The sequence below is a fragment of the Pseudomonas sp. NPDC087612 genome, from assembly GCF_044743505.1.
Taxonomy (GTDB): Bacteria; Pseudomonadota; Gammaproteobacteria; order Pseudomonadales; family Pseudomonadaceae; genus Aquipseudomonas.
The window spans coordinates 111,931-138,329 of record NZ_JBIUWO010000012.1 but is presented as its reverse complement, the minus strand read 5'-3'; the positions used below and the strand labels follow the sequence as shown (position 1 = coordinate 138,329).

Annotated in this window: 23 protein-coding genes and 5 tRNA genes; 4 read left to right on the top strand and 24 right to left on the bottom strand. The window is 61.1% G+C overall.

The annotated features are described in order from the left end of the window. Nucleotides 1-100 precede the first annotated feature (100 nt). The 7 genes from ACIOVF_RS23555 to ACIOVF_RS23525 all read right to left on the bottom strand — a co-directional run bounded on the left by ACIOVF_RS23555 (nt 101) and on the right by ACIOVF_RS23525 (nt 9,149). Complete coding sequence (locus tag ACIOVF_RS23555) at nt 101-1,972, bottom strand: SurA N-terminal domain-containing protein (protein ID WP_045202122.1); 1,872 nt, start codon at nt 1,970-1,972, stop codon at nt 101-103. A gap of 198 nt (nt 1,973-2,170) precedes the next feature. Then, nucleotides 2,171-2,443 (bottom strand): HU family DNA-binding protein, encoded by a 273-nt coding sequence (locus ACIOVF_RS23550; RefSeq protein WP_045202124.1) that lies wholly within the window; start codon nt 2,441-2,443, stop codon nt 2,171-2,173. Between the two features lie 148 nt (nt 2,444-2,591). Next, nucleotides 2,592-4,988, bottom strand: a complete 2,397-nt coding sequence (lon, locus tag ACIOVF_RS23545) for an endopeptidase La (protein WP_045202125.1) — start codon at nt 4,986-4,988, stop codon at nt 2,592-2,594. Nucleotides 4,989-5,139: 151 nt separating this feature from the next. Further along, nucleotides 5,140-6,423 (bottom strand): ATP-dependent Clp protease ATP-binding subunit ClpX, encoded by a 1,284-nt coding sequence (clpX, locus tag ACIOVF_RS23540; RefSeq protein WP_010224368.1) that lies wholly within the window; start codon nt 6,421-6,423, stop codon nt 5,140-5,142. A 108-nt stretch (nt 6,424-6,531) separates the two neighbouring features. After that, nucleotides 6,532-7,173, bottom strand: coding sequence for an ATP-dependent Clp endopeptidase proteolytic subunit ClpP (gene clpP / locus ACIOVF_RS23535; protein ID WP_010224369.1), 642 nt, complete (start codon nt 7,171-7,173; stop codon nt 6,532-6,534). 91 nt (nt 7,174-7,264) lie between these two features. Next, nucleotides 7,265-8,578 carry a trigger factor gene (gene tig / locus ACIOVF_RS23530; RefSeq protein WP_045202127.1) on the bottom strand — a complete coding sequence of 438 codons (1,314 nt, stop codon included), beginning with the start codon at nt 8,576-8,578 and terminating at the stop codon, nt 7,265-7,267. A 271-nt stretch (nt 8,579-8,849) separates the two neighbouring features. Then, a complete protein-coding gene (locus ACIOVF_RS23525) occupies nt 8,850-9,149 on the bottom strand; it encodes a DUF6388 family protein (RefSeq protein ID WP_195883451.1) in 300 nt (99 codons plus the stop codon). Between the two features lie 263 nt (nt 9,150-9,412). Between ACIOVF_RS23525 and ACIOVF_RS23520 the strand changes: the two genes are divergently transcribed. The 3 genes from ACIOVF_RS23520 to ACIOVF_RS23510 all read left to right on the top strand — a co-directional run bounded on the left by ACIOVF_RS23520 (nt 9,413) and on the right by ACIOVF_RS23510 (nt 11,370). After that, entirely contained in the window at nt 9,413-9,826 is a 414-nt protein-coding gene (locus ACIOVF_RS23520) for a hypothetical protein (RefSeq protein ID WP_258597123.1), read from the top strand. 72 nt (nt 9,827-9,898) lie between these two features. Then, a complete protein-coding gene (locus ACIOVF_RS23515) occupies nt 9,899-10,414 on the top strand; it encodes a sigma-70 family RNA polymerase sigma factor (RefSeq protein WP_093385250.1) in 516 nt (171 codons plus the stop codon). Then, nucleotides 10,411-11,370, top strand: coding sequence for a FecR domain-containing protein (locus tag ACIOVF_RS23510; protein WP_258597122.1), 960 nt, complete (start codon nt 10,411-10,413; stop codon nt 11,368-11,370). The genes ACIOVF_RS23515 and ACIOVF_RS23510 overlap by 4 nt, the downstream gene beginning before the upstream one ends. A gap of 7 nt (nt 11,371-11,377) precedes the next feature. On the opposite strand, the gene ACIOVF_RS23505 is transcribed toward ACIOVF_RS23510, so the two are convergent. From ACIOVF_RS23505 to ACIOVF_RS23455, 11 genes are all read right to left on the bottom strand, one after another. Next, complete coding sequence (locus ACIOVF_RS23505) at nt 11,378-12,145, bottom strand: ATP-binding cassette domain-containing protein (RefSeq protein WP_401292792.1); 768 nt, start codon at nt 12,143-12,145, stop codon at nt 11,378-11,380. Nucleotide 12,146: 1 nt separating this feature from the next. Further along, nucleotides 12,147-13,157, bottom strand: a complete 1,011-nt coding sequence (locus ACIOVF_RS23500; RefSeq protein WP_401292790.1) for a FecCD family ABC transporter permease — start codon at nt 13,155-13,157, stop codon at nt 12,147-12,149. After that, nucleotides 13,154-13,984: a hemin ABC transporter substrate-binding protein gene (locus tag ACIOVF_RS23495; protein WP_401292787.1), complete on the bottom strand. Its 831-nt coding sequence runs from the start codon at nt 13,982-13,984 to the stop codon at nt 13,154-13,156. Before ACIOVF_RS23495 ends, ACIOVF_RS23500 begins: the two co-directional genes overlap by 4 nt. Beyond that, a complete protein-coding gene (locus ACIOVF_RS23490) occupies nt 13,981-14,901 on the bottom strand; it encodes a ChuX/HutX family heme-like substrate-binding protein (protein WP_401292784.1) in 921 nt (306 codons plus the stop codon). The genes ACIOVF_RS23495 and ACIOVF_RS23490 overlap by 4 nt, the downstream gene beginning before the upstream one ends. A gap of 24 nt (nt 14,902-14,925) precedes the next feature. After that, nucleotides 14,926-15,846 carry a ChaN family lipoprotein gene (locus tag ACIOVF_RS23485; protein ID WP_045202141.1) on the bottom strand — a complete coding sequence of 307 codons (921 nt, stop codon included), beginning with the start codon at nt 15,844-15,846 and terminating at the stop codon, nt 14,926-14,928. Nucleotides 15,847-15,857: 11 nt separating this feature from the next. Further along, nucleotides 15,858-18,269, bottom strand: coding sequence for a TonB-dependent receptor (locus ACIOVF_RS23480; protein ID WP_195883442.1), 2,412 nt, complete (start codon nt 18,267-18,269; stop codon nt 15,858-15,860). 210 nt (nt 18,270-18,479) lie between these two features. Next, nucleotides 18,480-18,564 (bottom strand) — tRNA-Leu (locus tag ACIOVF_RS23475). A gap of 53 nt (nt 18,565-18,617) precedes the next feature. After that, nucleotides 18,618-18,693: transfer RNA gene (locus ACIOVF_RS23470), tRNA-His, on the bottom strand. An 83-nt stretch (nt 18,694-18,776) separates the two neighbouring features. Further along, nucleotides 18,777-18,861: transfer RNA gene (locus tag ACIOVF_RS23465), tRNA-Leu, on the bottom strand. 53 nt (nt 18,862-18,914) lie between these two features. After that, nucleotides 18,915-18,990: transfer RNA gene (locus ACIOVF_RS23460), tRNA-His, on the bottom strand. Between the two features lie 41 nt (nt 18,991-19,031). After that, nucleotides 19,032-19,108: transfer RNA gene (locus tag ACIOVF_RS23455), tRNA-Arg, on the bottom strand. A 285-nt stretch (nt 19,109-19,393) separates the two neighbouring features. Between ACIOVF_RS23455 and folD the strand changes: the two genes are divergently transcribed. Beyond that, nucleotides 19,394-20,248, top strand: a complete 855-nt coding sequence (folD, locus tag ACIOVF_RS23450) for a bifunctional methylenetetrahydrofolate dehydrogenase/methenyltetrahydrofolate cyclohydrolase FolD (protein WP_258610178.1) — start codon at nt 19,394-19,396, stop codon at nt 20,246-20,248. Between the two features lie 61 nt (nt 20,249-20,309). Here folD and ACIOVF_RS23445 read toward each other — a convergent pair whose 3' ends face one another. The 6 genes from ACIOVF_RS23445 to ACIOVF_RS23420 are packed head-to-tail and all read right to left on the bottom strand — an operon-like array spanning nt 20,310 to nt 26,244. Further along, nucleotides 20,310-22,049: an ABC transporter substrate-binding protein gene (locus ACIOVF_RS23445; RefSeq protein ID WP_045202144.1), complete on the bottom strand. Its 1,740-nt coding sequence runs from the start codon at nt 22,047-22,049 to the stop codon at nt 20,310-20,312. A gap of 50 nt (nt 22,050-22,099) precedes the next feature. Next, on the bottom strand, nt 22,100-22,372 hold the full coding sequence (locus tag ACIOVF_RS23440; RefSeq protein ID WP_045202145.1) for a DUF2160 domain-containing protein: 273 nt from the start codon (nt 22,370-22,372) through the stop codon (nt 22,100-22,102). A 10-nt stretch (nt 22,373-22,382) separates the two neighbouring features. Further along, nucleotides 22,383-23,183 (bottom strand): carbohydrate ABC transporter permease, encoded by an 801-nt coding sequence (locus ACIOVF_RS23435; RefSeq protein ID WP_045202146.1) that lies wholly within the window; start codon nt 23,181-23,183, stop codon nt 22,383-22,385. Nucleotides 23,184-23,192: 9 nt separating this feature from the next. Beyond that, nucleotides 23,193-24,056, bottom strand: coding sequence for a carbohydrate ABC transporter permease (locus ACIOVF_RS23430; protein ID WP_045202147.1), 864 nt, complete (start codon nt 24,054-24,056; stop codon nt 23,193-23,195). Next, a complete protein-coding gene (locus ACIOVF_RS23425; RefSeq protein ID WP_093385287.1) occupies nt 24,053-25,150 on the bottom strand; it encodes an ABC transporter ATP-binding protein in 1,098 nt (365 codons plus the stop codon). The genes ACIOVF_RS23430 and ACIOVF_RS23425 overlap by 4 nt, the downstream gene beginning before the upstream one ends. After that, nucleotides 25,150-26,244 (bottom strand): ABC transporter ATP-binding protein, encoded by a 1,095-nt coding sequence (locus ACIOVF_RS23420; RefSeq protein ID WP_213601983.1) that lies wholly within the window; start codon nt 26,242-26,244, stop codon nt 25,150-25,152. The genes ACIOVF_RS23425 and ACIOVF_RS23420 overlap by 1 nt, the downstream gene beginning before the upstream one ends. Nucleotides 26,245-26,399: the final 155 nt, after the last annotated feature.

The window sequence follows — 26,399 nt, the reverse complement described above, 5'->3', positions numbered from 1 at the left end:
ATCGCTGGCAAGCCAGCTCCCACAGGAGCCAGTGCATCCCTAGACCCTGAAAACAAAAAAGGCCGCATAAGCGGCCTTTTCTGTTTCAAGCATCCAGCACTCAGTAGCGAGTGATATCCGCTTTGGCTTCCAGCTGCTTGCGGTATGCCGCGAAGTCCTGCTGGCCGGCGCGCGAAGCGAGGAAGCGGCGGTAGCTCGCTTTCTCTTCTTCAGTGGCCGCTGTGCCTTCGTTGACGCCGTTCAGACGCAGTACCACCAGGCTACCATCGTTAAGGGTGACGCTGGCGTACACCGGCTTGTCCTTGGCTTCAGGCTTGCTCATACGGAACAGTGCCTGCAGCTCGACCGGGTCGATACCGTCCTGGCTACGCGATACCGCTTCCTGAACCTTCCAGGCCTGACCGTCCTGGCTGGCCGCCAAGGCAATCTTGCCGTCGCGCAGACCGGCGATCAGGGCATCGGCCTTGGTCTTCAGGGCAGCAGTCGCCTGCTCTTTGGCCAGGTGCTTGCGGATGCTCTCGGAGACCACTTCAAGGCCCAGTTGCTCAGGCTTGCGGTGTTCCTTGACGCGCAGCACCACGATGGTTTCCGGATCCAGCTCGATCGCCGTGCTGTTGGAGCCTTCTTCCAGCACTTCAGTGCTGAATGCCGCCTGGATCACCGCGCGGTTGGCGGTGATGCCTTCGCCGCCTTCACGACCGAACGCTGGCGAGGTATGTACCTTCAGGCCCAGTTCCTGCGCCGGCTGGGCAAGGTCGGAGGCTTCGAAGGCCGAGTCTTCCAGCTGCTTGGTCACTTCGACAAAGCGCTGTTCGACCTGCTGGGTTTTCAGCTCACGGGTCAGCTTGTCTTTCAGGCTGTCGAAGCTTGGCACTTCAGGCGCCTGCACATCGAGCAGCTTGATCAGGTGGAAACCGTATTCGGTACGCACCGGGCCCGAGACCTGGTCCTTGTTCAGCGCATACAGCGCGTCTTCGAAGGCCGGATCATAAACGCCCTGGCCGGCATAACCGAGGTCACCGCCATTGCTGGCCGAGCCCGGGTCCTGGGAGAACTCCTTGGCCAGGGTGGCAAAGTCTTCGCCCTTGGCCAGGCGCGCCTGGATTTCTTCGATCTTGGCCTTGGCCTGCCCCTCGTTCACCTTGTCATTGATTTCAACAAGAATGTGCGCGGCATGCCGCTGCTCGGCCAGGTTGGCGATTTCTTTCTCGTACAGCGCCTTGAGCTCGTCCTGGTTGACTTCAACCTGGTCGAAGAACGCGGATTTCTTCAGCTCGATGTAGTCGATGACGACCTGGTCGGGGCTCATGAACTCCTTGGCGTGTTCGTCGTAGTGCGCCTTGATCTGCTCGTCGGTAACCTTGACCGCGGCCGGATCGGCCTTGAAGGTCAGCGAAGCGAAATCACGGGTCTGTTTTTCCAGACGGGCAAAAGCGTCGACCTGGTCGTCGGTAACAAAACCGCTGCCGGCAAGGCCGGTGCGCAGTTGGCCGATGAGCATTTCCTGAGCCAGCATTTCGCGGAACTGCAGACGGCCGTAGCCCATCTGGCGAATGACCTGGTCGAAGCGCTCGGGGCTGAACTTGCCGTCCACCTGGAACTCAGGGGTTTGCAGGATCAGTTGGTCGAGGGCAGCTTCGGAGAAAGCGAACTTGGCGTCTTCGGCGCCTTGAAGCAGCAACTTGCGATCGATCAAGCCCTTGAGCGCGGCTTCACGCAGCATTTGCTCGTTGAGCATGGCCGGATCGAAATCCTTGCCCAGCTGTTGCATCAGCTGTCGACGTTGCATGTCGACGGCCTGGCTCAGCTCGTTCTGGCTGATCTTGTCGCCATTGACCTTGGCAGCGTCCTGGCTGTGGGTGGTGGCCTGGAAGATGGCATCGAAGCCGGTCAGTGCCATCAAGGCTACGATGACACCGATGATGGTCTTGGCAATCCAACCTTGTGAATTGTCCCTGATATTCTGCAGCATGCGTCCCCCAGAAACGGTTGTACTGAATGAACCAACCGTGGAGCGTGGGTAGAGTCCTGATAGAAGAAAGGCGCATCCGAGGATGCGCCTTCTCGTAACTGGCCGAGCGCCGGGAACCTGGTATCAGGCCTCCCGGCGCTCGGCAGCCGGACCAGGCGTGAGCCCGGCTCGGTTAGGCGTGAGCCTGAAGGAAGCGACTTAGTTGACGGCTTCTTTCAGAGCCTTGCCAGCCTTGAAGCCAGGCTTCTTGGCGGCAGGGATTTCCAGAGTCTTGCCGGTTTGCGGGTTGCGGCCGGTGCGAGCTGGACGGTCGGTGACCGAGAAGGTACCGAAACCTACCAGTACCACGGAGTCACCTGCCTTCAGGGCGCCGGTGACGGATTCGATTACTGCGTCCAGCGCTTTGCCAGCGGCAGCTTTCGAAATATCAGCAGATGCGGCGATAGCGTCAATCAGTTCCGACTTGTTCACTCTAAGTCCCCTTATATCTCTATTGAGTTTGTTTCTAAGTATGTAATGAAAAGCTAAACGAGCGCTGGGTGGCCTGTTGACACTTAAGTGCCGCTTTATAACAAGGGCCTGAAAATACTGTCAAGAAAGCCCCCCAGCCAAATACGTACTAATGTGTGCTGATTCTTTCCTTGGAATCGCTGTCGCGCTTTTCATCCTTGGCGACAATCTCCGGAGCCACATCGGGCAAGGGCTCCGGGGCGTATTGCAGCGCAATTTGGAGGACTTCGTCAATCCATTTGACCGGTTTAATCTGCAGATCCTGCTTAATATTCTCAGGAATTTCCTTCAGATCACGCACATTCTCTTCCGGAATGATCACCGTCTTGATTCCACCCCGGTGAGCGGCCAGCAGTTTTTCCTTCAAACCACCGATTGCCAGCACCTGACCACGCAAGGTGATCTCGCCGGTCATGGCCACATCGGCACGCACCGGGATCTGGGTCAGGGCCGAAACCAGGGCGGTGCACATGCCGATACCGGCACTTGGACCATCCTTGGGCGTGGCGCCTTCGGGCATGTGGATGTGGGTATCGCGCTTCTCGTGGAAGTCGGCAGGAATCCCCAGGCTGCGGGCGCGGCTGCGCACCACGGTTTGCGCGGCAGTGATGGACTCGACCATGACGTCACCGAGCGAGCCGGTCTTGATCAGCTGACCCTTGCCCGGAATCACTGCAGCTTCAATGGTCAGCAGTTCGCCGCCCACCTGGGTCCAGGCAAGGCCGGTGACCTGGCCAACCTGATCCTGCTGCTCGGCCAGGCCGTAGCGGTACTTGCGCACGCCCAGGTAGTGCTCGAGCTGCTCGCCAGTAACCTTCACCGCCACCTGCTTGAGGCCGGCGTGCTCCTTGACCACCTTGCGGCAGATTTTCGCGATCTGGCGCTCCAGGCCCCGCACGCCGGCTTCGCGGGTGTAGTAGCGGATGATGTCGCGGATCGCCGAGACGTCGATCTCCAGCTCGCCCTTTTTCAGGCCGTTGGCCTTGATCTGCTTGGGCGACAGGTACTTGACCGCGATGTTGATCTTCTCGTCCTCGGTGTAACCCGGCAGGCGGATGACTTCCATCCGGTCCAGCAAGGCTGGCGGGATGTTCATCGAGTTCGAGGTGCAGAGGAACATCACGTCCGAGAGGTCGTAGTCGACCTCCAGGTAGTGATCGTTGAAGTTGTGGTTCTGCTCGGGGTCGAGCACTTCCAGCAACGCCGAGGCCGGATCGCCGCGCATGTCGCTGCCCATCTTGTCGATTTCGTCGAGCAGGAACAGCGGGTTGCGTACGCCAACCTTGGTCATTTTCTGAATCAGACGACCGGGCATCGAACCGATATAGGTACGGCGGTGACCGCGAATCTCGGCCTCGTCGCGCACGCCACCGAGGGCCATGCGTACGAACTTGCGGTTGGTGGCACTGGCGATCGACTCGGCCAGCGAGGTTTTACCCACGCCAGGCGGCCCGACCAGGCACAGTACCGGACCACGGATCTTTTTCACCCGTTTTTGCACTGCGAGGTACTCAAGGATGCGCTCCTTGACCTCCTCCAGGCCGTAATGGTCGGCGTCGAGAATTTCCTCGGCCTTGGCCAGGTCCAGACGCACCTTGCTCTGCGCCTTCCACGGCACCTGCACCAGCCAGTCGAGGTACGAGCGCACCACAGTGGCTTCGGCCGACATCGGCGACATCTGCTTGAGCTTGTTCAGCTCGGCCTGGGCCTTGGCGTAGGCGTCCTTCGGCAGGCCGGCAGCGTCGAGACGCTTTTTCAGCTCCTCGACTTCGTTGTGACCTTCTTCGCTGTCGCCGAGCTCTTTCTGAATGGCCTTCATCTGCTCATTCAGGTAGTACTCGCGCTGGCTGCGCTCCATCTGTTTCTTGACCCGGCCACGGATACGCTTCTCGACCTGCAGCAGGTCGATTTCGGCATCCAGCAGCGCCAGCACGTGTTCGACACGAGCCGACAGGTCGAGGATCTCGAGGATTTCCTGCTTCTGCTCGATCTTCAGCGCCATGTGCGCTGCCATGGTGTCGACCAGGCGCCCGGGCTCATCGATGCTGTTGAGCGACGACAGGACTTCAGCCGGGACTTTCTTACCCAGCTGAACATATTGTTCAAATTGTGACAGCAAGCTGCGGACGAAGACTTCAGACTCGCGCTCGGCAGCCTGGGATTCGTCGATCAGCGAAACTTCGGCACGAATGTGGCCGTCGACTTCGTTGAAACGCTCGACCGCACCGCGCTGTTCGCCTTCGACCAGCACCTTGACGGTGCCATCGGGCAGTTTCAGCAGTTGCAGGACGGTGGCAATGGTACCGACGCGGTACAGGGCGTCTTCGCCTGGATCGTCGTCAGCGGGGTTCTTCTGGGCCAGCAGGAGAATCTGCTTCTCGCCCGTCATCGCGGCCTCAAGGGCCTCGATGGACTTCTCGCGCCCCACGAACAGTGGGATGACCATGTGCGGATAGACGACGACATCGCGCAATGGCAAGAGAGGCAAGTCGAGGGTGGTCTTCATGATTTCGCCTCTACAGCGGCCTTATGGCCGGAAACCGATGGATTTTGAGCGTGGAGTTAATGTGGGGGCAGGCCCGCAAAAAAACAAGCTCTGCGACAGGAAAAGCAAAGGGGCCCGAAGGCCCCTTGCTTGAATCGAGCCGCGTGGCGACTCAGACGTCGGGTGCAGCCTTGGCTTGCGGCTCGCTGTTCTCGTAGATCAACAGCGGCTGCGAAGAACCATCGATGACGCTCTCGTCGATCACCACCTTGCTGACATCCTTCTGCGAAGGAATCTCGTACATGGTGTCGAGCAGGATGCCTTCGAGGATCGAACGCAGGCCACGGGCCCCGGTCTTGCGCTCCAGGGCCTTGCGGGCCACGGACTTGAGCGCATCACTGCGGAACTCCAGGTCCACGCCTTCCATTTCGAACAGCTTGGCATACTGCTTGGTCAGGGCGTTCTTCGGCTCGGTCAGAATCTGCATCAAGGCAGCTTCGTCGAGCTCGTCGAGGGTCGCCAGAACCGGCAGACGACCGACGAACTCCGGAATCAGACCGAACTTGACCAGATCGTCAGGCTCGACTTCACGCAGCGACTCGCCAACCTTCTTGCCTTCCTGCTTGCTGCGTACTTCGGCACCAAAGCCGATGCCGCCGCGAGTGGAACGCGCCTGGATGACCTTTTCGAGGCCCGAGAACGCACCGCCACAGATAAACAGGATGTTACGCGTATCGACCTGCAGGAATTCCTGCTGCGGGTGCTTGCGGCCACCTTGCGGCGGTACCGAAGCGACCGTGCCTTCGATCAGCTTGAGCAGCGCCTGCTGCACGCCCTCGCCCGAAACGTCGCGGGTGATGGACGGGTTGTCCGACTTGCGCGAGATCTTGTCGATTTCGTCGATGTAGACAATGCCCATCTGGGCCTTTTCCACGTCGTAGTCGCACTTCTGCAGCAGTTTTTGAATGATGTTCTCGACGTCCTCACCCACGTAACCGGCTTCGGTCAGGGTGGTGGCATCGGCGATGGTGAACGGTACATTCAACAGACGCGCGAGGGTTTCGGCGAGCAGGGTCTTACCCGAGCCCGTCGGACCGATCAGCAGGATGTTACTCTTGCCGAGCTCGACGTCGTCGTTCTTCTTGTCGCGTTGATTCAGGCGTTTGTAGTGGTTGTACACCGCTACCGCCAGTACCTTTTTCGCACGCTCCTGACCAATGACGTACTGGTCCAGGATGGTGCTGATTTCTTTCGGCGAAGGCAGTTTATGCGCGCTGCTCTCGGCCTGGGCTTCCTGCACCTCCTCACGGATGATGTCGTTGCACAGGTCGACGCACTCGTCGCAGATAAATACCGAGGGGCCGGCAATCAACTTGCGCACTTCGTGCTGGCTTTTGCCGCAGAAGGAGCAATAGAGCAATTTGCCGTTGTCCTCGCCGTTACGGGTGTCAGTCATTCGATCGATCCAATCCGGTAGGCTTGCAACACAAGATGAAGGCAATTGCGGGCTTTTTCAAGTCCGCAGGTAGGCGCAATGCGCGCCCGCCTGCTCTGGCACCCGGATTCAGGAGGCCAGTTGCCGCTTGTCGTAGACCGAGTCGATCAGGCCGTATTCGGCTGCGCGCTCGGCGCTCATGAAATTGTCGCGCTCAGTATCGCGCTTGATGGTCTCCAGGTCCTGACCTGTGTGGTAGGCCAGCAGCTCGTTCAGACGCGACTTGATGGAGAGGATTTCCTTGGCGTGGATCTCGATATCCGTGGCCTGGCCCTGGAAACCGCCCAGTGGCTGGTGAATCATCACCCGCGAGTTCGGCAGGCAGTGACGCTTGCCCTTGGCACCTGCGGCCAGCAGGAAGGCGCCCATGCTGCAGGCCTGGCCGATGCAGATGGTCGAGACGTCCGGCTTGATGAACTGCATGGTGTCGTAGATCGACATGCCGGCAGTCACCGAACCGCCCGGCGAGTTGATGTAGAGATGGATATCCTTGTCCGGGTTTTCCGCTTCAAGGAACAGCATCTGCGCCGCTACCAGGTTGGCCATGTAGTCCTCTACCGGGCCGACCAGGAAGATCACCCGCTCCTTCAGAAGGCGCGAGTAGATGTCATAGGCGCGTTCGCCACGAGCGGATTGCTCGATAACCATCGGGACCAGGCCGCCTGCGGCCTGGATGTCAGAGCTCTGCTGATAATAAGAATTGCGGGACATGTCCTGCACTCACTCCCAAATAGTCATGTCTTGAATACGCACAAGCCAGCTCGAAGGCTGGCTTGTGGTGTTTTCCTACGAAGCTGGCGTATTACTCAGCGGCGGCAGGTGCCTGGGCTGGTTTTACGGCTTCTTCGTACGAGACCGATTTGTCGGTCACAGTCGCTTTCTGCAGAACAGTATCCACAACTTGTTCTTCCAGCACAACCGAACGGACTTCGTTCAGTTGCTGGTCGTTCTTGTAGTACCAAGCGACGACCTGCTCAGGCTCCTGGTAAGCCGAAGCCATTTCCTGGATCATTTCGCGAACGCGGTCTTCGTCCGGCTTCAGTTCGTTCTGCTTGACCACTTCGGCGACGATCAGGCCCAGCACGACGCGGCGCTTGGCTTGCTCTTCGAACAGCTCGGCCGGCAGTTGCTCAGGCTTGATGTTGCCACCGAACTGCTGAACGGCTTGAACGCGCAGGCGGTTCACTTCGTTTTCCAGCAGGGCTTTCGGGACTTCGATCGGGTTGGCAGCCAGCAGGCCGTCCATTACCTGGTTCTTGACCTTGGTCTTGATCGCCTGACGCAGTTCACGCTCCATGTTCTTGCGAACTTCGGTGCGGAAACCTTCCAGGGTTGCTTCCTTGATACCGAACTGGGCGAAGAACTCTTCGGTCAGCTCAGGCAGCTTTGGCTCGGCAACACTGTTGACGGTAACGGTGAACTCGGCGGCTTTGCCAGCCAGGTCCAGGTTCTGATAGTCCTCGGGGAAGGTCAGGTTCAGAACGCGCTCTTCACCGGCCTTGGCGCCGACCAGGCCTTCTTCGAAGCCCGGGATCATGCGGCCGGAACCCAGTACCAGCTGGGTGCCCTTGGCCGAACCGCCAGCGAACACTTCACCGTCGACCTTGCCGACGAAATCGATGTTCAACTGGTCTTCGTTCTGGGCAGCGCGGTCAGCGGCTTCGAAACGCACGTTTTGCTTGCGCAGCACTTCGAGCATGTTGTCCAGGTCGGCGTCAGCCACTTCGGCGCTCAGGCGCTCGACGGCGATCGAGTCGAAACCGGCAACGGTGAACTCAGGGAATACTTCGAAAATGGCGACGTATTCGAGATCTTTGCCCTTTTCGAACGATTTTGGCTCGACGGCAGGGGCGCCAGCCGGGTTCAGCTTCTGCTCGACCACGGCTTCGTAGAAGGAAGCCTGGACCAGGTCGCCGAAGGCTTCCTGACGGGCTGCGTCTTCGTAGCGCTGACGGATCACGCTCATCGGCACTTTGCCAGGACGGAAGCCTGGGACCTTGGCGCGACGGGCAGTCTGTTGCAGACGCTTGTTGACTTCGGTCTCGACGCGCTCGGCCGGAACGGCGATGGTCATGCGGCGCTCGAGAGCAGAAGTATTTTCAACAGAAACTTGCATGGATATTCCTCGTTGCACAGACGTTAGCCGGCGATACCCGACTCCAGAATCAAGGGCAAGCATTCTAGTGGCTCAAAGACCAGAAGTCACCCCGTTCAGGACGACGGGAAAGTACGCCGGTCCATTTAATTCAAAGACCCCGGCAAAAACCTTGCCCAAGGCCGCTCAACACACGCAGCCCCTGGCCTGGACGCCACAGCTGAAGCCATGATGATCCAGCCCCTGGGCTGCATAAAATCTTGTCAAAACACTACAAATCCGAGTTGCAGCGTTACGAATCCTGTTCGATTTCGTTGAACTCGCAATACTCTTCCCACGCCATCCCCAGCGCCTCGGCAACCTCGCGATGCACCTCAAGGCGCAGGGCCGCAAGCTCCTCGTCGGACTCGGCAATCAGTTGCAAGGTCAGCTCCCAGGGTTCGACCCCCTGCTCCTGCGCGGCATCCTCGAAGGCCCAGAGGACCTGCTGAGCCTGCTCGTGCTCGCTGAGCCCGGCAATTTCCTCACGCATCTGCGGGTTGGCGTCCAGATAGCGCTGCAAGGCTACAGCCTGACGTTCCGGTGAAATCATGGTGTTTTTCCTTTTCGCAACCGGACCCCCGACTGCTGTTTCAACCGGCTGAAATTTATCAGCTTTTCGTCGATTGTCACCAGGCCGTCAAAACATGCATGAATAATCCACCCCGATTGTCGGAAATTTCATGAACAATGGGGGGTGGGCCGTTGTCTAGGAATAGCTTGCCCACTAAGCTAGCAACGTGCCACATCGTTAATACGATTCATTATCGCTTGGCACCTCCTGCAAAATCACAGCGCCCATGCAAGGAAGTACCCGTGCTGATCAAACTCATCTCTGGCTGTTGCCTGGCACTTTGCTGTTCCCTCGTCAGCGCTACAGTGCTGCAAACCTCCTTCGATCAAGACGCCCGCTACTCGATCGTGAGCGTGTCGGGTGATCCTTCCCAGCGCACTGTAATCACCCAGCGTGTCGGCATCAGCGGGACCAGCTACAGTGCCCGCCAGTTCGATTGCAGCGCACGCACAGTACGCTTCATGGGCTCGGGATCTTCGCTGGAGGACCTTCAGGACGCCGAGGCCGACAACGAGCTCACTCCGATCTTCAAAGGCTCACTGTCCAGAGCCATCAGCCAGGTAGTCTGCGACGAAAGCGTGCAAGCAGGCACTGCGGCAGCTGGGCCGCCCGGCAAATCCGCTCACGGCCAGCCGGTGACCAGCATTTCTCAATAACAATAATTATCAATTGATAATCATTCTCGCTATAATGGGCGTCCGTTCCGCTTTACGCCGGCCACGCACCCGATGGACACCCGCCCCGCTACACCTGGACTGAATACGTGCCTGAGCACCCTGTACAACGACCATCACAATTGGCTGCACCGATGGCTACGCAATCGTATCGGCTGCCCGGAACATGCCGCCGACATTGCCCACGATACCTTCCTGAGCATCCTCGGCTCCAAAGACCTGTTCAGGATCCGCGAACCCCGCTCGTTTCTCTCGACCGTGGCGCGGCGACTGATGGCCAATGTCTATCGCCGCCGCCTGGTCGAGCAGGCGTACCTGGAAACACTGGCCAGCCTGCCTGAAGCAGTTGAACCGTCACCCGAAGTCCGCGTGCTGGCACTTGAAGCTCTGACCCTGCTCGATCGCATGCTCGACGCCCTGCCGGCCAAGGTCCGCGAAGCCTTCTTACTGTCGCACCTGCAGGGCCTGAAGATCGCCGAAATCGCCGAACGCCTGCAGGTCAGCAGCCGCTCGGTAAAGCTGTACCTGGTGCGGGCCAACCAGCATTGCTTTTTTGCTGACCAGCCATGACCCCCTCCCCCTTTAACCCGCGTACTACTCGCGAAGCCGCACAGTGGCTCACCGAAACCATGGAAGGCGCACTCAGCCCCGAGCAGCAGCGGGCGCTTGAGCAGTGGCGCGCCGCCCATCCGGACAACGAACGTGCCTGGCTGCACATCGAGGCCCTGCGTCGACGCATGGCCGGGCTGGAGCCACATGCCGGCTACCAGAGCCTTTCCCGGGGCAGCCAGGGCCGCAGTCGCCGGCAAGCGCTCAAGGCACTGGCGGTGCTCGGCCTGTTCGGCTGCGCCGGGCAACTGGCCTATCGCAACGTCTGGCAGCCGGGCCCGGAACTGACCTACCGCAATGGTGCCAGCGCCCCACAACACATCGAGCTGGAAGACGGCAGCCAATTGACCCTCGACGCAAGTACCGAAATCACCGTGCTGTTCGACAGCCGCCAGCGGCGCGTGCAACTGCTCGCCGGGCGCCTGTTGATCCGCAGTGGCCACCCCTCGAACGCCAATCAACGCCCGTTAAGCGTTTACACCGTACATGGCCAGGTACGGGCATTGGGGACGCGTTTTAGTGTCGAGCTGCAAGAGCCAGCCACGCAGGTCGAGCTGTTCGACGGTGCAGTCGAGGTGCAGGCGCGGCAATTACCCGCCAACCCCCTGCGCCTGGCTCCCGGGCAGCGCGCGCGCTTCACCCCGACCCGCATCGAACCGGCCACCGGCACCTCGGCCGAACCGGCCTGGAGCAAGGGCTTGCTGGTGGCCGACAACATGCGCCTGGATGCCTTTGTCGAGCAACTCAGCCGCTACCGGCCTGGCCTGTTGCGCTGCAGCGACGAGATCGCTGCGTTGCGTATCTCCGGCGTTTATCCGCTGGCCGACACCGATGCGGTGCTCGACGCCCTGCCCCTGTCATTGTCCGTGCAGGTGCTGCGGCGCTCACGCTACTGGGTTACGTTGAGTCAGCGCTAGACGCCACTTACGGCGCCAGCTCAATGCTCACCTGGTGGTGTTTACCCGCCGTTACCCGTACCTGCGCACCAAACACCTGGGCAATGCGCTGCTCGCTGAGCACCTGGGCCGGCGCGCCGCTGGCGCAAAGCCGGCCGCCTTCGAGCAGCCAAAGGCGGTCGCAGTAGCGCGCAGCCAGGTTCAGGTCGTGTAACACACAGACCACGGCAATACGCGGCGAACGGGTCAGCGTGCGCAACACCCGCATGAGGTTCTGCTGCTGGCCGATATCCAGGGCGCTGGTGGGTTCGTCCAGCAACAGCAGGCAGCCGCGACCATCGTCCCAGGCGTCAGTCAGCGGGCTGATTGCCAATTGGTTCATGGCCCGGGCAATGGTTACCCGCTGCAGCTCGCCGCCAGACAGCGACAACACTCCCCGGCCAAGCAAGTGACGGACATCCAGCGCATCGATAATGCCCGGGCACGGCTCGCCAGGGTGCTGCTGACCGAGACGAATGAATTCTTCGACCCGCCAATCGAAAGCACTGTCCATCTGCTGCGTCACCAGCGCGCGCCGGCGCGCCAGTTTCCCGGGCAAATAAGCGGGCAACGCTCGACCGAGCAACTCGACCTGCCCGCCCGCCGGTTGCAGGTAACCGGATATCAACGACAACAGCGTGCTTTTGCCCGCGCCATTGGGGCCGATCAACCCAAGAAGCTCACCTGCCCTTATCTGTTCGCTGAACGGCGCCAGGGCAAACGGCTGTTCCAGGCTGACATTGATCAGTTCAAGCATGTCAAAACTCCCGCACCTTGCGACCGAGTAACAACCAGAGAAAGTACGGCCCGCCAATAATGCTGGTGACCAGGCCGACGGGAATCTCCGCCGGGCTGGTAAGACTGCGTGCCAGGGTATCGGCGACCAGCAACAGGATCGCGCCACAGAGCATCGACGCAGGAATCAGCAAACGGTGGCCGGGGCCGAAATACAGGCGCAGGCAATGCGGCACCAGCAGGCCGATAAAGCCGATGATGCCGCTCAGCGCCACGCACAGCCCCACACCCAGCGACGAAGCCAGCACCACGCGGTTTTTCAGCCGGTCGCCATCCAGCCCGGCGGCGTGTGCAGACACCTCGCCCAGCTGAAACAAGTCCAGATCGCCCGCGCAGCGCGCCAGCACCCACAAGCTCAGGGGCAAGACCAGGGCGGCCACCGATACGGTCGACCACTCGGCGCTGCTCAGGCTGCCCATGCCCCACAAGCTCAGCTGGCGCAACTGCTCCTCGCTGGCGACAAAGGTGAGGATGCCGCCCAGGGCACCGGTCAGGGTGTTGATGACCAAGCCGGCCAGCAACAAGGTGATGGTCGACTCGCGCCCTTTGTAGCCGCGGCCAATACGAAAAATCACCAGGGTCACCAGCAACGCGCCAATAAAGCCTGCGAAAAACTGCCCATAAAGCTCCAGCCCGGCAAAGCGGCCGTTGAACAGCACGACCCAGATCGACACCGCCAGCCCGGCGCCGCTGGCCTGGCCGAGCAGGGTCGGGTCGGCCAGCGGGTTGCGAAACAGGCCTTGCATCGCCGTGCCGCCCACCGCCAGGGTCGAGCCCACCAGCACTGCCAGCAGCAGACGCGGCAGGCGCACTTCGCTCCAGACCTGCCACTCCAGGGCGGTGGGCAGATCACCGAACACAATCCGTGGCGACAAGCCGATACTACCGACCAGCGAACACACCACCAGCAGGGCGCACAACCCTACCAGCATCAGCATCAGTATCGGCAGCGAGACGCTGCTTGCGCGCCTCATGGAAACAGCGCTCCTGCGTCCTGGCGTAGCTGCAGCATGGCCTGCACCGTGCGCGGCCCGAGGTTGAGCAGCGCCTGGTCATCGACCTGCACCAAGCGCCGATGCTGTCCGGCCGGGGTATGGGCCAGGCCGCCCAGTTTCCACAGGTTGTCTTCACCCCCAAGTGCCGCCAGCCCGGCGCGGCTGACGATGACGAAATCCGGCGCCAGCGACACCATGGCTTCAGCCGCCACTTGCTTGTAGGCATTGAAGGTCGCGCAATTTTCGATCCCCGCCTGCGCCAGTGCCGCCTGAGCTTCGGTGCCTTGCCCCATGATCAGCGGCGTCATGCCGGCATGATTGAAAATGAACAGCGCCTTCGGTCCTTTGAGCGCCGGCGTCTTGGCCAACTGCCCAGCCAACTGGCGCTGCTCATCAAGCAACGGTTGCGCCTGCGCCTGTAGGTTCATGGCCGCCGCCACCTGCTCGATCTTTGCCGGGATATCGCCGACACCCTTGCCGCGGGCAATGCTCAGCACTTCAAGCCCCAGGCCGCTCAACTGGCGCAGCACAATAGCCGGACGGGCAGCATCGCTGATCAGCAGCCGTTGCGGCTTGAGCGCCAGCACCCCTTCTGCCGAGAGCTGGCGCATGTACCCCACCGACGGCAGGTTGGCGATGGCCGGCGGAAAGCGACTGGAATCATCGCGCCCGACCAGGCGCGAAGTACCGCCCAGGCGCTCGACAATTTCCGCCAGATCATTGCCAATCACCAAGGTGTCAGCGGTTTCGGCCTGCACGGTCATGACCGCACAGGCCGCCAGCACGCCAAGCAGCAAAGCCTTCATCGCGCCGCCTCCAGGGCATCCAGCCACTCACGCCAGGCCGGTTGTTCAGGCTGCCCCGCCGGACGACGAGCAAAGACCTGGACAATCAGACGCTGCTCGGCATCAAAAAACTCGAGGCTGGTGACGCCGCCGACCTGGTTCGGTTTGTAAACCCGCCAGATCTGCGCATCCGGCGCATCGGCGATCCTGAAGCAGGTAGCCGCCGCCTGGTCACTGGCAGGCATGTCGAACAACAGCTCGGCAGCCGACTCGCGCATGCCTGTCAAACGCCCGGTAAAGATCTGCACACTACCGGCGCTGTAGACGAACAGCATCAGCTCCAGCGCGCTGGCGGCCAGCTCACGGAACATCGCCACCGGGCTGGCCTGCGAAAGTTGCCGGGCAAAATCCGGGGCGACCAGGGCGTTACCTTCGTAACGGGTCAGGCCGTGGCGCTTGAGCAGGGCAAAGTGCTCATGGACGTTGGCCATCGCCGCCCATTCCTCAACAAGGCCGGGCACCTGCAGATCACGCTTGCTGAACGAAGGCGGCTCGCTGAAAACTGCCGGCTTGTCGATGCACCGCTCATACAGTCCTGCCCAGCCGGCCATCGACGACTGCTCGGTCGAGGCCAGGCGCAGCAGCACTTTGCCGTGGCGATCGAAGAGACTCAGGCGGTAGCCACCGGCATCATGAGCCATGCCGATCCAGTACCAGGCACGCAGATTCAAGCGCAGGTCCAGGCCGTCCTCGCCAATCACCAGCCCCGCTTCGCTGATATCGTCGGATTGCGGATAACGCCCCAGTTGTTCGATCACGGCATGGTTAGCCGGCGTACACGTGCGCACCAGGCCCAGGCTATGCAGCTGTGCGGCTACCTCCACGGCGGGCAGGTCCAGGCACAGCGGGTTTAATCCGCTTTCAGTCAGTTCAGTCATGGCTAATTCCTTGTAATGAAGGCTTCAATGGGCGGGCTGGTCGCAACCACCCGCGTCGGTAACCAGGGCGGCGCCCTCGGCATCCGCGCTCGGCAACATCCAGACGTAGTCGGCGTCGCTGGCGCTCAGGCGATGATCCTGCTCAGCGATCACCAGTACTTTCAGCCCCGGGTCACTCGCCCCTTGCCCCAGGTATTGCGGGGCGCCCAGGCTTTTGAGCGTGTGCAGCACACCCGCCAATAGCAGTCGCGGCGCCTGGGCGTTATCGAGCACCTGCGCCATGCGCTGATCGCGGGCGTGCTGGATCGCCAGCATTGCATTCATGCGCGCGGCATCGATCTGCCCGCAGTGCATCTGCCTGATCTGCTGGCGTTGGCGGGCGGCGATGGCGGGCGACGGGAACAGACCGTCGGGGTTGGCTGGCGCTGTTGCCATCAGACGCTTGCGCTCGGCGCCCGACAGGTTGCCGGCCAGCAGTGCCGCTGGCGCTGGCATCAGCGCTGCCATCAGCGTGCCGTACTGCTCCCAGCTCCAGCGCGGGTCCCAATGGATGATCTGTTGCAGGCGCTGGCTACGCACCTGATTGCCCTGGCCCAGCCAGGCCTGGACTTCGGCGACCGGGCGCTGCTGGTCGCTGTCGAGCATCTCCAGGACCACCGCCCCCTGGGGCCGGCGCTTGGCCAGGTGGGTCGCCAGCCATTGCTCGATCAGATGATGGGCGAAGTTGTCGTGCACTTCGCCGACCATCACCGTGTGCGCTGGCGCCAGCTCATCAAGCAGTTGCGTCGGCGAAACCTGCTTGCCACTGCCCAACTCGATGATCGCGCCCCATTCGGGAATATGGCTTTCGACCCGGGTGTAGGCGCTGTCGGCCACCGGCGCATTGACGCTGGCGCAACCGACGAGCAGCGCCAGCCCTGCCCCTATAAAAGAAGACTTGAACATGAAGGGTCCTGTCAGTATTCGAGGGTGAAGCCGAACGAGGTGGTGCGGCCACGGCCGTTGCCCTGGTCCATCACCGCCGACATCAGGTAGTCCACCGAGGCGCTGTTGTTGTAGACCTTGTTGCCGACGTTCTCGACGTTGAAGAACAGGCTCAGGTTGTCCTGCACCCGGTAGCTGCCGTACAGGTCCCAGATCACCCCGGTGGAGTTGGATTTTTTCGTCTCGTACCAGTCCCAGCTGGTTTCCGACGGGCCGGCGTACTCGCCACGGGCGCCCAGCACCAGGCGTTCGTCAAACCAGCGGGTGCCAAGGTCGAGGGTCCAGAAACGGTCCGGCTGACTGTTAATGTCTTCCAGCTCGATGCCGGAGGTGGTCGGCGACTTGGTCGTGGCCTTGGTCCACGACAGATTGGCGTAGAAGAAGCCGGCGTCGTAGCGCCCTTCCAGCTCATAGCCGCTCATGCGCACTTCTTCCGGCCAGTTGACCCAGTTCATCTTCGCCGACTCTTCGCCGTCGTCATCAAGGATGTCGAACGACTGCGGGGTGATGTAGCCATCGATCTTGCTGATAAAGCGGTTGATCTTCAGTTGCCCGTAGTCGTCGTTGCTGAACAGCCCGGCGCGGCTGAAATTGACCCCGAACTCGTAGTTGGTCGAACGTTCCTGACGCAGGAACGGGTTGGCGCCGACACCATCGGCGTCGCTGGCATCGGCCTCGAGCGGCACTTTTTCGAAGAACATTTCCTGCACCCGCGGCGCCCGCGAAGTGCGCGACCAGCTGCTGTAGAGCTGCATCCAGTCATAAGGCTTGACTGCGAAGCCCACCCGCGGGTTGAAGCTGTGTTCACGCCGGGTGATATCCACGTCACCGCCATCGATGCCGCGGCACTGGCCAATGATCGAGCACTTGGGCACATGGCCGCTGACCTTGTAGCCGTCATAGTGGCCGGCCAGGGTCAGGGCATAGATGTCGTAGTTGAATTCCAGGGTGCTGAACAGGCTATGGGTAGCCTGCTTGCCTTCGGGGTTGGCGCCGCGTTTCTCCGGGGTCTGGGCAACGAAGTCGTCGGTGTAGTAACGCGCGCCATTGCTCCAGCTCGCCTCCACCGGCCCAAGATTGAAACGACTGACGTTGGTCAGGTCAAAGCCATGGGCGTCGTCGCGGGTTTTGCGGCCAATGTAGTGGGACTCTTCTACCGGCGGGTACTCAAGCTCGGTCTTGTTCTGGTAGGCATTGACCGTGAGGTTCACCCATTCGCTGTAGGGCGTGTAGGCGTACTTGGCGCGATAGGTCTCGTTGTCCAGTTGCCAGGGGTAGTTGTGATAGAACTCGTTGCGGTACTTCACCCCGCTCAGGTCAAGGCGGTGCATGTCGTTGGGCTGCAGGCGCAGTTTGAGCAAGCCGGAGCGTGGGTTCTGCTTGGTGGTGTCGTATTCGTTGGACTGGCCGTTGGTGGTCTTGTACTCGCCGGTCTGGGTGCTGCTCACCGCGGCGACCAGACCGTAGACACCCTCGACATCTTCCGGACGGGTGCGGGCACCGGCGGCAAACATGCGGGTGTTGCCGTAGCCGTTGTTACCGGTGCGATAAGTCGTGCGCAGGCCTACACGGTGGTCTGGCTTGACGATGTCATCGATATCGAAGGTACGAAAGTTCGCCGAGCCGCCCAGGGTGTTGGCACCTTCGGCGCCGTCCACCGAACCACGCTGTACATCGACCCCGGCCAGCAGGTTGGCGTCGACAAAGGCCATCGGCCCACCCGAGCCGTGTCCGGCATTATTGCGAAAGGTCTGGGTGACGCCATCGATCATGGTGTTGACCCGGCCCAGGCCGGCCAGGCCACGAATGTTTACCGACACCCCCGGCTGGCTGCGCGAGTGCAAGGTGTAAGTACCGGGTATCGAGCGCACCACACTGTTGAGGTCCTGGCGCTCGGCATGCACTTCCCGGCTGCTCTGGATTGCCCCGGGCCGCTCGGCCAGGGCGCCGACCATGGTCGGCCCGACTTCAAGGGCGCTGTCGCTGCGTTCGTGCATGCGCAGCACGTAGGTATGATCCTTGAGCCGCTCAACCCACAGGCCAGTGCCCATCAGCAGCAGGTCGAAAGCCTCCTTGAGGGTGTACTCGCCGCTCAGGCCCTGGGTGCTGCGGTTCTCGCTGAGTTGCGGATCGAAGGTGAGGATCACCCCGGTAGCGGTGGCCAACTGGTTTAAGGCCGGCGCCAACTGCCCTGGCGCAATTTCATAATGCTTGCGCAGCGGCGCCTGCTGGGTCGCGCCTCTTTCAGCGGCATTGGCCAACGACCAGGCGCTGCTGCCGCCCGCCAAAGCCAGTGCGGTCAGCGCACTGCAGGCAATCTTGCGTGCAGCGTTTTTGTTGTTTGGCTGCAGCCGCTGAACGGCGGCCGGCTGTGTGCTCTTCACGAGGCGCTCCCTTGCAGATTGAAATGATCTTGTAGGAGAGGTCACGCGAGGGAAGCAAAAAGGGAAATGAAAATCAGTTCCATCTGAAACTATTTTCTATTTGGCCGGAAACCAGCAGGCAGGAATCAGACCCTGGAAACGAAAAAAGCCGCACAAGGCGGCTTTTTCGAGGCTTTCTCGCGCTTCAGTGAAGGGCGGTGAAAGCTTGGATGGTGCGGACGAAGAGACTCGAACTCTTACAGCTTGCGCCGCTGGAACCTAAATCCAGTGTGTCTACCAATTTCACCACGTCCGCATGAAGCGTTTAAAACAAAGGCGCCGGATTTTCATCGGGCGCCTTTGGGAATATGGGGTGGACGATGGGAATCGAACCCACGACCACAGGAATCACAATCCTGCGCTCTACCAACTGAGCTACGTCCACCATATTGCATGTGCCGCTTTGCACCTGTCAAAGCTGCTTTTGAAACATTCACGCGCTTCAGCGAAGGGCGGTGAAACGTTGGATGGTGCGGACGAAGAGACTCGAACTCTTACAGCTTGCGCCGCTGGAACCTAAATCCAGTGTGTCTACCAATTTCACCACGTCCGCATGACGCTTTTAAAGCAAAGGCGCCAGACTTTCATCAGGCGCCTTTTGGAATATGGGGTGGACGATGGGAATCGAACCCACGACCACAGGAATCACAATCCTGCGCTCTACCAACTGAGCTACGTCCACCATATTGCAGTTACCGCTTTACTTGTGCCAAAGCTGCCGATTGGCGCACCCGGCAGGACTCGAACCTGCGACCATCCGCTTAGAAGGCGGATGCTCTATCCAGCTGAGCTACGGGCGCATATTTAATCTGCTTTCTGTGACGATTACAAATTAACTTTTAGCCGTACCGAACAAGCTAAAAAATCTGCTCATTCTGCCTGACCTTGCTAACCAGTGCTAGGCTCTGCCCGACAAGTGCGACGAATGTTATAGCCGAGCCTAAAGGTCGTCAACTCTTTTCTAAAAAAAATTCATTTTATTTAAGGGCTTAGGGCAATTGCCGGACCAAGCGCCTTTGCCCTCGGGCCCCTTCATGCGAGAATGCGCGCTCTTTTTATTCCCTCTCGATGGTTAATCACGCGTCATGACTGCACACCTTATCGACGGCAAGGCGATCGCCGCCAGCCTGCGCCAGCAGATCGCCCAACGTGTCGTGGAGCGTCGCCAGCAAGGCCTGCGTACGCCTGGCCTGGCGGTGATCCTGGTCGGCACCGACCCCGCTTCTCAAGTCTATGTCTCGCACAAGCGCAAGGATTGCGAAGAGGTCGGCTTCAACTCCCAGGCCTTCGACCTGCCCAGCGATACCACGCAGCAAGCCCTGACCGAGCTGATCGATCGCCTCAATGACGACCCGAACATCGACGGCATCCTCCTGCAACTGCCATTGCCGGCGCACCTGGATGCCTCGCTGCTGCTCGAGCGCATTCGCCCCGACAAGGACGTCGATGGTTTCCATCCGTATAACGTCGGCCGCCTGGCCCAGCGTATCCCGCTGCTGCGCCCGTGCACGCCAAAAGGCATCATGGCCCTGCTCCAAAGCACCGGCCAGGACCTGTACGGCATGAACGCGGTGGTCGTTGGCGCCTCCAACATCGTTGGCCGGCCGATGGCCATGGAACTGCTGCTGGCCGGTTGCACCGTGACCGTCACCCACCGCTTCACCAAGGATCTGGCCGGTCACGTCGGCCGCGCCGACCTGGTGGTAGTGGCTGCCGGCAAGCCGGGCCTGGTCAAGGGTGAGTGGATCAAGGAAGGCGCGATCGTCATCGACGTCGGCATCAACCGCCAGGAAGATGGCAAGCTGGTGGGCGATGTGGTCTACGAGACCGCCCTGCCCCGCGCCGGCTGGATCACCCCGGTACCGGGTGGCGTCGGGCCGATGACCCGCGCCTGCCTGCTGGAAAACACCCTGTATGCGGCCGAAGAGCTGCATAAGTAAGTGCTGATGGCGGGATAAAAAACGGCACCTGTGAAGGTGCCGTTTTTTTGTGCCTGTGTGGTTACTTGCGCGCAGCCTCCCAGGATTTGAGCAGCTCGCTGTAGCTCACGGTCTCGCCCTGGGGCTTCTCGTTGGCCAGTTTCGGCTTCGGCGCACCGGGCTGATCAAACCAGTACTGGGCATCTTTCTCCGGATTGAGCTTCGGCGCACAGGTGGCCTGGGCCTTGGAACGCTCCAGACGAGCAAGGATCGCGTCCTGATCCTTGGCCAGGCCGTCGAGCGCCTGTTGCGGGGTTTTCTCGCCACTGGCCGCCTCGGCAATGTGGCTCCACCACAGCTGAGCCAGGCGCGGGTAATCCGGCACGTTGGTGCCGGTCGGGGTCCATTGCACCCGCGCCGGGCTGCGGTAGAACTCCACCAGGCCGCCGAGCTTGGGCGCAAGGTCAGTCATGGCCTGGGAGTTGATATCAGACTCGCGGATCGGCGTCAGGCCGACGATGGTCTTTTTCAGCGAGACGGTCTTGGAGGTGACGAACTGGGCGTACAGCCAGGCCGCCAGGCGTTGCTTCTCCGGGGTCGACTTGAGGAAGGTCCAGGAGCCGGCGTCCTGATAACCCAGCTTCATGCCCTCCTCCCAATATGGCCCCTTGGGCGACGGCGCCATGCGCCACTTCGGCGTGCCGTCGGCGTTCATCACCGGCAGGCCCGGCTTGGTCATGTCGGCGGTAAAGGCTGTGTACCAGAAGATCTGCTGGGCGATGTTGCCCTGGGACGGTACCGGCCCGGACTCGGAGAAGGTCATGCCCTGGGCCTCGGGCGGTGCATAGGCGCGCATCCAGTCGACATATTTTTGCGTGGCATACACCGCCGCCGGGCCGTTGGTATCGCCGCCACGGGTGACACTGGAGCCGACCGGGTGGCAGTCCTCGACGCGAATCCCCCATTCGTCCACCGGCAGGCCATTGGGCAAGCCCTTGTCGCCGCCGCCGGCCATGGAGAACCAGGCGTCGGTGAAGCGCCAGCCCAGTGACGGGTCTTTCTTGCCGTAGTCCATGTGCCCGTAGACACGCTTGCCGTCGATTTCCTTGACGTCCTCGCTGAAAAACTTGGCGATGTCTTCATAGGCCGACCAGTTCACCGGCACGCCCAGTTCGTAGCCGTACTTTTCCTTGAACTTGGCCTTGAGGTCGGGGCGGTCGAACCAGTCGGCGCGGAACCAATAGAGGTTGGCGAACTGCTGGTCGGGCAGCTGGTAAACCTTGCCGTCCGGCGCGGTGGTGAAGGAGATGCCGATAAAGTCCTTGAGGTCGAGGGTTGGCGAGGTGTAGTCCTTGCCTTCATTGGCCATCAGGTCGGTGATCGACTCAGTCTTGCCATAACGAAAGTGCGTACCGATCAGGTCGGAATCATTGACCCAGCCGTCGTAGATGTTCTTGTCCGACTGCATCTGCGTCTGCAGTTTTTCTACCACGTCACCTTCTTGCAGCAGGTCGTGGGTCAGCTTGATCCCGGTGATCTCGCTGAAGGCCTTGGCCAGCACCTTGGACTCGTATTCATGGGTGGCGATGGTTTCCGACACCACGTTGATCTTCATCCCGCGAAACGGCTCGGAAGCCTTGATGAACCACTTCAACTCTTCGAGCTGCTGCTCGGGAGTCAGGGTCGAAGGCTTGAACTCGCTGCCGATCCATTTTTTCGCGGCATCTTCGTAGGCATCGGCCCAGGCGCTGGCGTGAAAGCTGCCCAGCACCAGCAGGGCTGCCAGGGTCAAATGTCGCCGGTTCTTGTTGTTGTCGAACATTGTGATCTCCCGATTGAGTATTTTCACCCAGGCGCGCCGATTGCCCTCGGCTACCCCCAGCGCATCACCACCAACAGCCAGGCCAGGGACAGCAGCGAGGCCACCCACAGGTTCCAGTCGCTGAGTCCGATTACCAGCAAATGCAGGTAAGCGCTGCCCAGCAAAGCAATGAACAGCCGGTCGCCACGGGTGGTGGCAATCGGCAGAAAGCCGCGACGCTCGACGCATGGCCGGCGCAGCTCGTACACCGTCATGCCCAGCAGCAACAGGCCGATCGCGGCGAAGAAGATCGCCGTCGGCAGGGTCCAGGCCATCCAGTCCATAGCGCGCTCCTCAGACCCGGCCCAGGGCAAAGCCCTTGGCCACATGGTTGCGGACAAACCAGATCACCAGCATGCCCGGCAGAATGGTCAATACCCCGGCGGCGGCCAGCACGCCCCAGTCGATCCCCGAGGCCGACACCGTGCGGGTCATGACCGCGGCAATCGGCTTGGCATTCACCGAGGTCAGGGTGCGCGCCAGCAGCAATTCGACCCAGGAAAACATGAAGCAGAAAAACGCCGTGACGCCGATGCCGGAGCCAATCAGCGGGACGAAGATCTTCACGAAGAACCGCGGGAAGCTATAGCCATCGATGTAGGCGGTTTCGTCGATCTCCTTGGGCACCCCGGACATGAAGCCCTCAAGGATCCACACCGCCAACGGCACGTTGAACAGGCAGTGGGCCAGGGCCACGGCAATGTGCGTATCGAACAGGCCAATGGAGGAATACAGCTGGAAGAATGGCAGCAGGAACACCGCCGGCGGTGCCATGCGGTTGGTCAGCAGCCAGAAGAACAGGTGCTTGTCGCCCAGAAACCGGTAGCGCGAAAAGGCATAGGCGGCCGGCAAGGCCACGCTCAGCGAGATCACTGTGTTCAGGCACACGTAGTACAGCGAGTTGATGTAGCCGCTGTACCAACTGGGGTCGGTGAAGATCACCCGGTAGTTGTCGAAGGTGAAGTTCTGCGGCCACAGGGTCAGGCCGCCGAGGATCTCGGTGTTGCTCTTGAACGACATGTTCAGCAGCCAGTAGATCGGCACCAGCAGGAACAGAATGTACAGCAGCAGCGCCAGCGTCTTGCGCAGGTTCATGGGCGGCCCCTACTGTTTGTCGGCGTGGGTCATGGCGGTATAGAACAGCCACGACACCAGCAGGATGATCAGGAAGTACACCAGCGAGAACGCCGCCGCCGGCCCCAGGTCGAACTGCCCCACGGCCATCTGCGTCAGGGTCTGGCTGAGGAAAGTGGTGGCATTGCCAGGCCCGCCACCGGTGAGCACGAACGGCTCGGTGTAGATCATGAAGCTGTCCATGAAGCGCAGCATCACCGCGATCAACAGCACGTTCTTCATCTTCGGCAACTGAATATGCCGGAACACTGCCCAGGCCGAAGCGCGGTCGATGCGCGCCGCCTGGTAATAGACATCGGGGATAGCGCGCAAGCCGGAGTAACACAGCAGCGCCACCAGCGAAGTCCAGTGCCAGACATCCATCACCAGCACCGTGACCCAGGCGTCCATAGTGTTGGCGGCGTAGTTGTAGCTGATGCCCAACTGGTTGAGCGAAGCGCCCAGCAGGCCGATGTCGGCGCGGCCGAAAATCTGCCAGATGGTGCCGACCACGTTCCACGGGATCAGCAGCGGAATGGCCATGACGATCAGACACAGCGACGACCAACGGCCCTTGGTCGGCATGGTCAGGGCGATGGCGATGCCCAGGGGGATTTCGATCAGCAGCACGCAGGCCGAATAGATGAACTGGCGCAACAGCGAGTCGTGCAGGCGCGGATCCTGCAGCACCTGGCGGTACCAGTCGGCGCCGACGAAGTAGCGACTGGACTGGTCGAAAATGTCCTGCACCGAGTAGTTGACCACGGTCATCATCGGCACCACAGCGCTGAACGCCACCAGCAGGAACACCGGCAGCACCAGCCACCAGGCCTTGTTGTTGGGCACTTTGTTCATGGCCGGGCCTCCAGCAGTACGTCATCGGCATAGAGCATCAGCCACTGCGCCGGAAAACTGATCCAGGCCTGGCCCTCGGGCAGCGTGCGGTCCTCGCCCAGGCGCACTTTGAGCGGCACGCCTTGCAGGTCGAGGCTGAGAATCTTGTAGGTACCCAGGTCTTCGACATCCACCACCCGGGCGCTGAAGCCTTCGTCGAACGGGGTGTCCCAGACCTGGACGAATTCCGGGCGGATGCCCACTTGCAGGCGCACGGCACTGGTCGCAGCCAGGCGCGCCTGCAACTCCAGCGGCAACGCCAGGTGAATGCCGGCAAAACCGACACCACCAGGCTGCACCTGCACCGGGATCAGGTTCATCCCCGGGCTGCCGATGAAATAGCCGACGAAGGTATGGCGCGGACGCTCGAACAACTCGCGCGGGGTGCCGAACTGGACGATCTGGCCGCCATACATCACCGCGATCTTGTCGGCGAAGGTCGAGGCTTCGAGCTGATCGTGGGTGACGTAGATCATGGTGATATTGAACTGCTCGTGGATCTGCTTGAGCTTGCGCCGCAGCTTCCACTTAAGGTGCGGGTCGATCACCGTCAGCGGCTCGTCAAAGAGGATCGCCGAGACGTCGTCGCGCACCAGCCCACGGCCCATGGAGACCTTCTGCTTTTCATCGGCGCTAAGGTTGCGGGCTTTTTTCTTCAGCAGGTTGCCGAGATCGAGCACCTCGGCGATCTCGGCCACCTTGCTGGCAATGCGCGCTTCATCCAGGCCCTGGTTGCGCAGCGGGAAGGCCAGATTGTCGAACACCGTCATGGTGTCGTAGACCACCGGAAACTGAAACACCTGGGCGATGTTGCGCGCCTGTGGCGACAGTTCGTTGACCACCTTGCCATCGAACAGTACCTGGCCGTGGGACGGGCTGAGCAACCCGGAAATGATATTGAGCAAGGTCGACTTGCCGCACCCCGACGGGCCGAGCAAGGCGTAGGCGCCGCCCTGCTCCCAGACATGTTCAAGCTCACGCAAGGCATAGTCGTCCGCGCCCTGGGGGGCACGGCTGTAACTATGGGCCAGCTGCTGCAGACGAATTTCGGCCATCAGGCGACCCTCGTTTCACGCAAGCCCGGGGCCTGCACCAGTTGCCCGGCGGGGTCGAAGACAAACAGCTTGTGGGTGGGGATGAACACCCGGATCGGCGCATCGACGTGGTACTCGTGCACCCCTGGCAAGTGCAGGACCAGGCGAAAGTGCTCGTTGCGCACATGCAGGAAGGTTTCCGAGCCGCTGATTTCGGCCAGCTCCACCAGCACCGCCAGCTCCAGGTCATCGTCGTTGGACGGCACCAGGCTGATATGGCTCGGACGCACGCCAAAGCGGTAGTCGCCATCGCCGATGCGGCGCAGGTCGGCGTTCATGGCGAAATGCACAGCACCGGCAAAACTCACTTCGTTGCCGTTGATACGCCCGGGCATCAGGTTGATCGGCGGTTCGGAAAACAGCTCGGCGGCCAGCACCGTGCGCGGCTGGTGGTAAACCTGAGCAGTGGGCCCGCTCTGGACGATGCGCCCTTCATGGAGGATGGTGGTGGTGCCGCCCAGGGCCAGGGCCTCGTTGGGTTCGGTGGTGGCGTACACGGCAATGCAGTGGCGCGCGGCGAACAGCTCGCGCATCTCCTGGCGCAGCTCTTCGCGCAGCTTGTAGTCAAGGTTCACCAGCGGCTCGTCGAAGAGGATCAGTTCGGCATCCTTGACCAGTGCCCGGGCCATGGCCGTGCGTTGCTGCTGGCCACCGGAAAGCTCCAGCGGCAAGCGCTGCAGATACGGTTCGATACGCAGCATCTGCGCGGTCTGCTGGACCTTCTCGCGGATCAGCGCTTCGCCCATGCGCGCCTGGCGCAAGGGCGAGGCGATGTTCTCGAACACACTCAAGGTCGGATAATTGATGAACTGCTGATAGACCATCGACACGTTGCGCTGGCGCACCGGCCGGCCGGTGACATCCTCGCCATTCATCAGCACCCGGCCGCGGTCCGGCCGATCAAGCCCGGCCATCAGGCGCATAAGGCTGGTCTTGCCGGCCAGGGTGCGGCCGAGCAGCACATTGAACGAGCCGGGTTCGAAGCGCAGGCAGGCATCGTCGATGCACAGCTGGTTATCCACGGTACGGCTGACATGCTCAAGGGTGAGCGACATGGCGCGGCCTTCTTGTTGTTAGCGGACAGGCGCCTGCTATAGAGCGAGATTCATGCCAGCGCTGGCCAAGCCGTTGTCGGCAAAGGACTTTCAGCAGATTGTGGCTTTGCCCAGGTTCACTCCTGAACACAAATGAACAACCTTCACTGCACGGT

Excerpts from the sequence above, each read along its gene's own strand:
- ACIOVF_RS23555 (WP_045202122.1), bottom strand. The coding sequence starts at position 1,972 with ATGCTGCAGAATATCAGGGACAATTCACAAGGTTGGATTGCCAAGACC.
- lon (WP_045202125.1), bottom strand. The coding sequence starts at position 4,988 with ATGAAGACCACCCTCGACTTGCCTCTCTTGCCATTGCGCGATGTCGTC.
- clpX (WP_010224368.1), bottom strand. The coding sequence starts at position 6,423 with ATGACTGACACCCGTAACGGCGAGGACAACGGCAAATTGCTCTATTGC.
- clpP (WP_010224369.1), bottom strand. The coding sequence starts at position 7,173 with ATGTCCCGCAATTCTTATTATCAGCAGAGCTCTGACATCCAGGCCGCA.
- tig (WP_045202127.1), bottom strand. The coding sequence starts at position 8,578 with ATGCAAGTTTCTGTTGAAAATACTTCTGCTCTCGAGCGCCGCATGACC.
- ACIOVF_RS23525 (WP_195883451.1), bottom strand. The coding sequence starts at position 9,149 with ATGATTTCACCGGAACGTCAGGCTGTAGCCTTGCAGCGCTATCTGGAC.
- ACIOVF_RS23515 (WP_093385250.1), top strand. The coding sequence starts at position 9,899 with ATGGACACCCGCCCCGCTACACCTGGACTGAATACGTGCCTGAGCACC.
- ACIOVF_RS23510 (WP_258597122.1), top strand. The coding sequence starts at position 10,411 with ATGACCCCCTCCCCCTTTAACCCGCGTACTACTCGCGAAGCCGCACAG.
- ACIOVF_RS23505 (WP_401292792.1), bottom strand. The coding sequence starts at position 12,145 with ATGCTTGAACTGATCAATGTCAGCCTGGAACAGCCGTTTGCCCTGGCG.
- ACIOVF_RS23500 (WP_401292790.1), bottom strand. The coding sequence starts at position 13,157 with ATGAGGCGCGCAAGCAGCGTCTCGCTGCCGATACTGATGCTGATGCTG.
- ACIOVF_RS23495 (WP_401292787.1), bottom strand. The coding sequence starts at position 13,984 with ATGAAGGCTTTGCTGCTTGGCGTGCTGGCGGCCTGTGCGGTCATGACC.
- ACIOVF_RS23490 (WP_401292784.1), bottom strand. The coding sequence starts at position 14,901 with ATGACTGAACTGACTGAAAGCGGATTAAACCCGCTGTGCCTGGACCTG.
- ACIOVF_RS23485 (WP_045202141.1), bottom strand. The coding sequence starts at position 15,846 with ATGTTCAAGTCTTCTTTTATAGGGGCAGGGCTGGCGCTGCTCGTCGGT.
- folD (WP_258610178.1), top strand. The coding sequence starts at position 19,394 with ATGACTGCACACCTTATCGACGGCAAGGCGATCGCCGCCAGCCTGCGC.
- ACIOVF_RS23445 (WP_045202144.1), bottom strand. The coding sequence starts at position 22,049 with ATGTTCGACAACAACAAGAACCGGCGACATTTGACCCTGGCAGCCCTG.
- ACIOVF_RS23440 (WP_045202145.1), bottom strand. The coding sequence starts at position 22,372 with ATGGACTGGATGGCCTGGACCCTGCCGACGGCGATCTTCTTCGCCGCG.
- ACIOVF_RS23435 (WP_045202146.1), bottom strand. The coding sequence starts at position 23,183 with ATGAACCTGCGCAAGACGCTGGCGCTGCTGCTGTACATTCTGTTCCTG.
- ACIOVF_RS23430 (WP_045202147.1), bottom strand. The coding sequence starts at position 24,056 with ATGAACAAAGTGCCCAACAACAAGGCCTGGTGGCTGGTGCTGCCGGTG.
- ACIOVF_RS23425 (WP_093385287.1), bottom strand. The coding sequence starts at position 25,150 with ATGGCCGAAATTCGTCTGCAGCAGCTGGCCCATAGTTACAGCCGTGCC.
- ACIOVF_RS23420 (WP_213601983.1), bottom strand. The coding sequence starts at position 26,244 with ATGTCGCTCACCCTTGAGCATGTCAGCCGTACCGTGGATAACCAGCTG.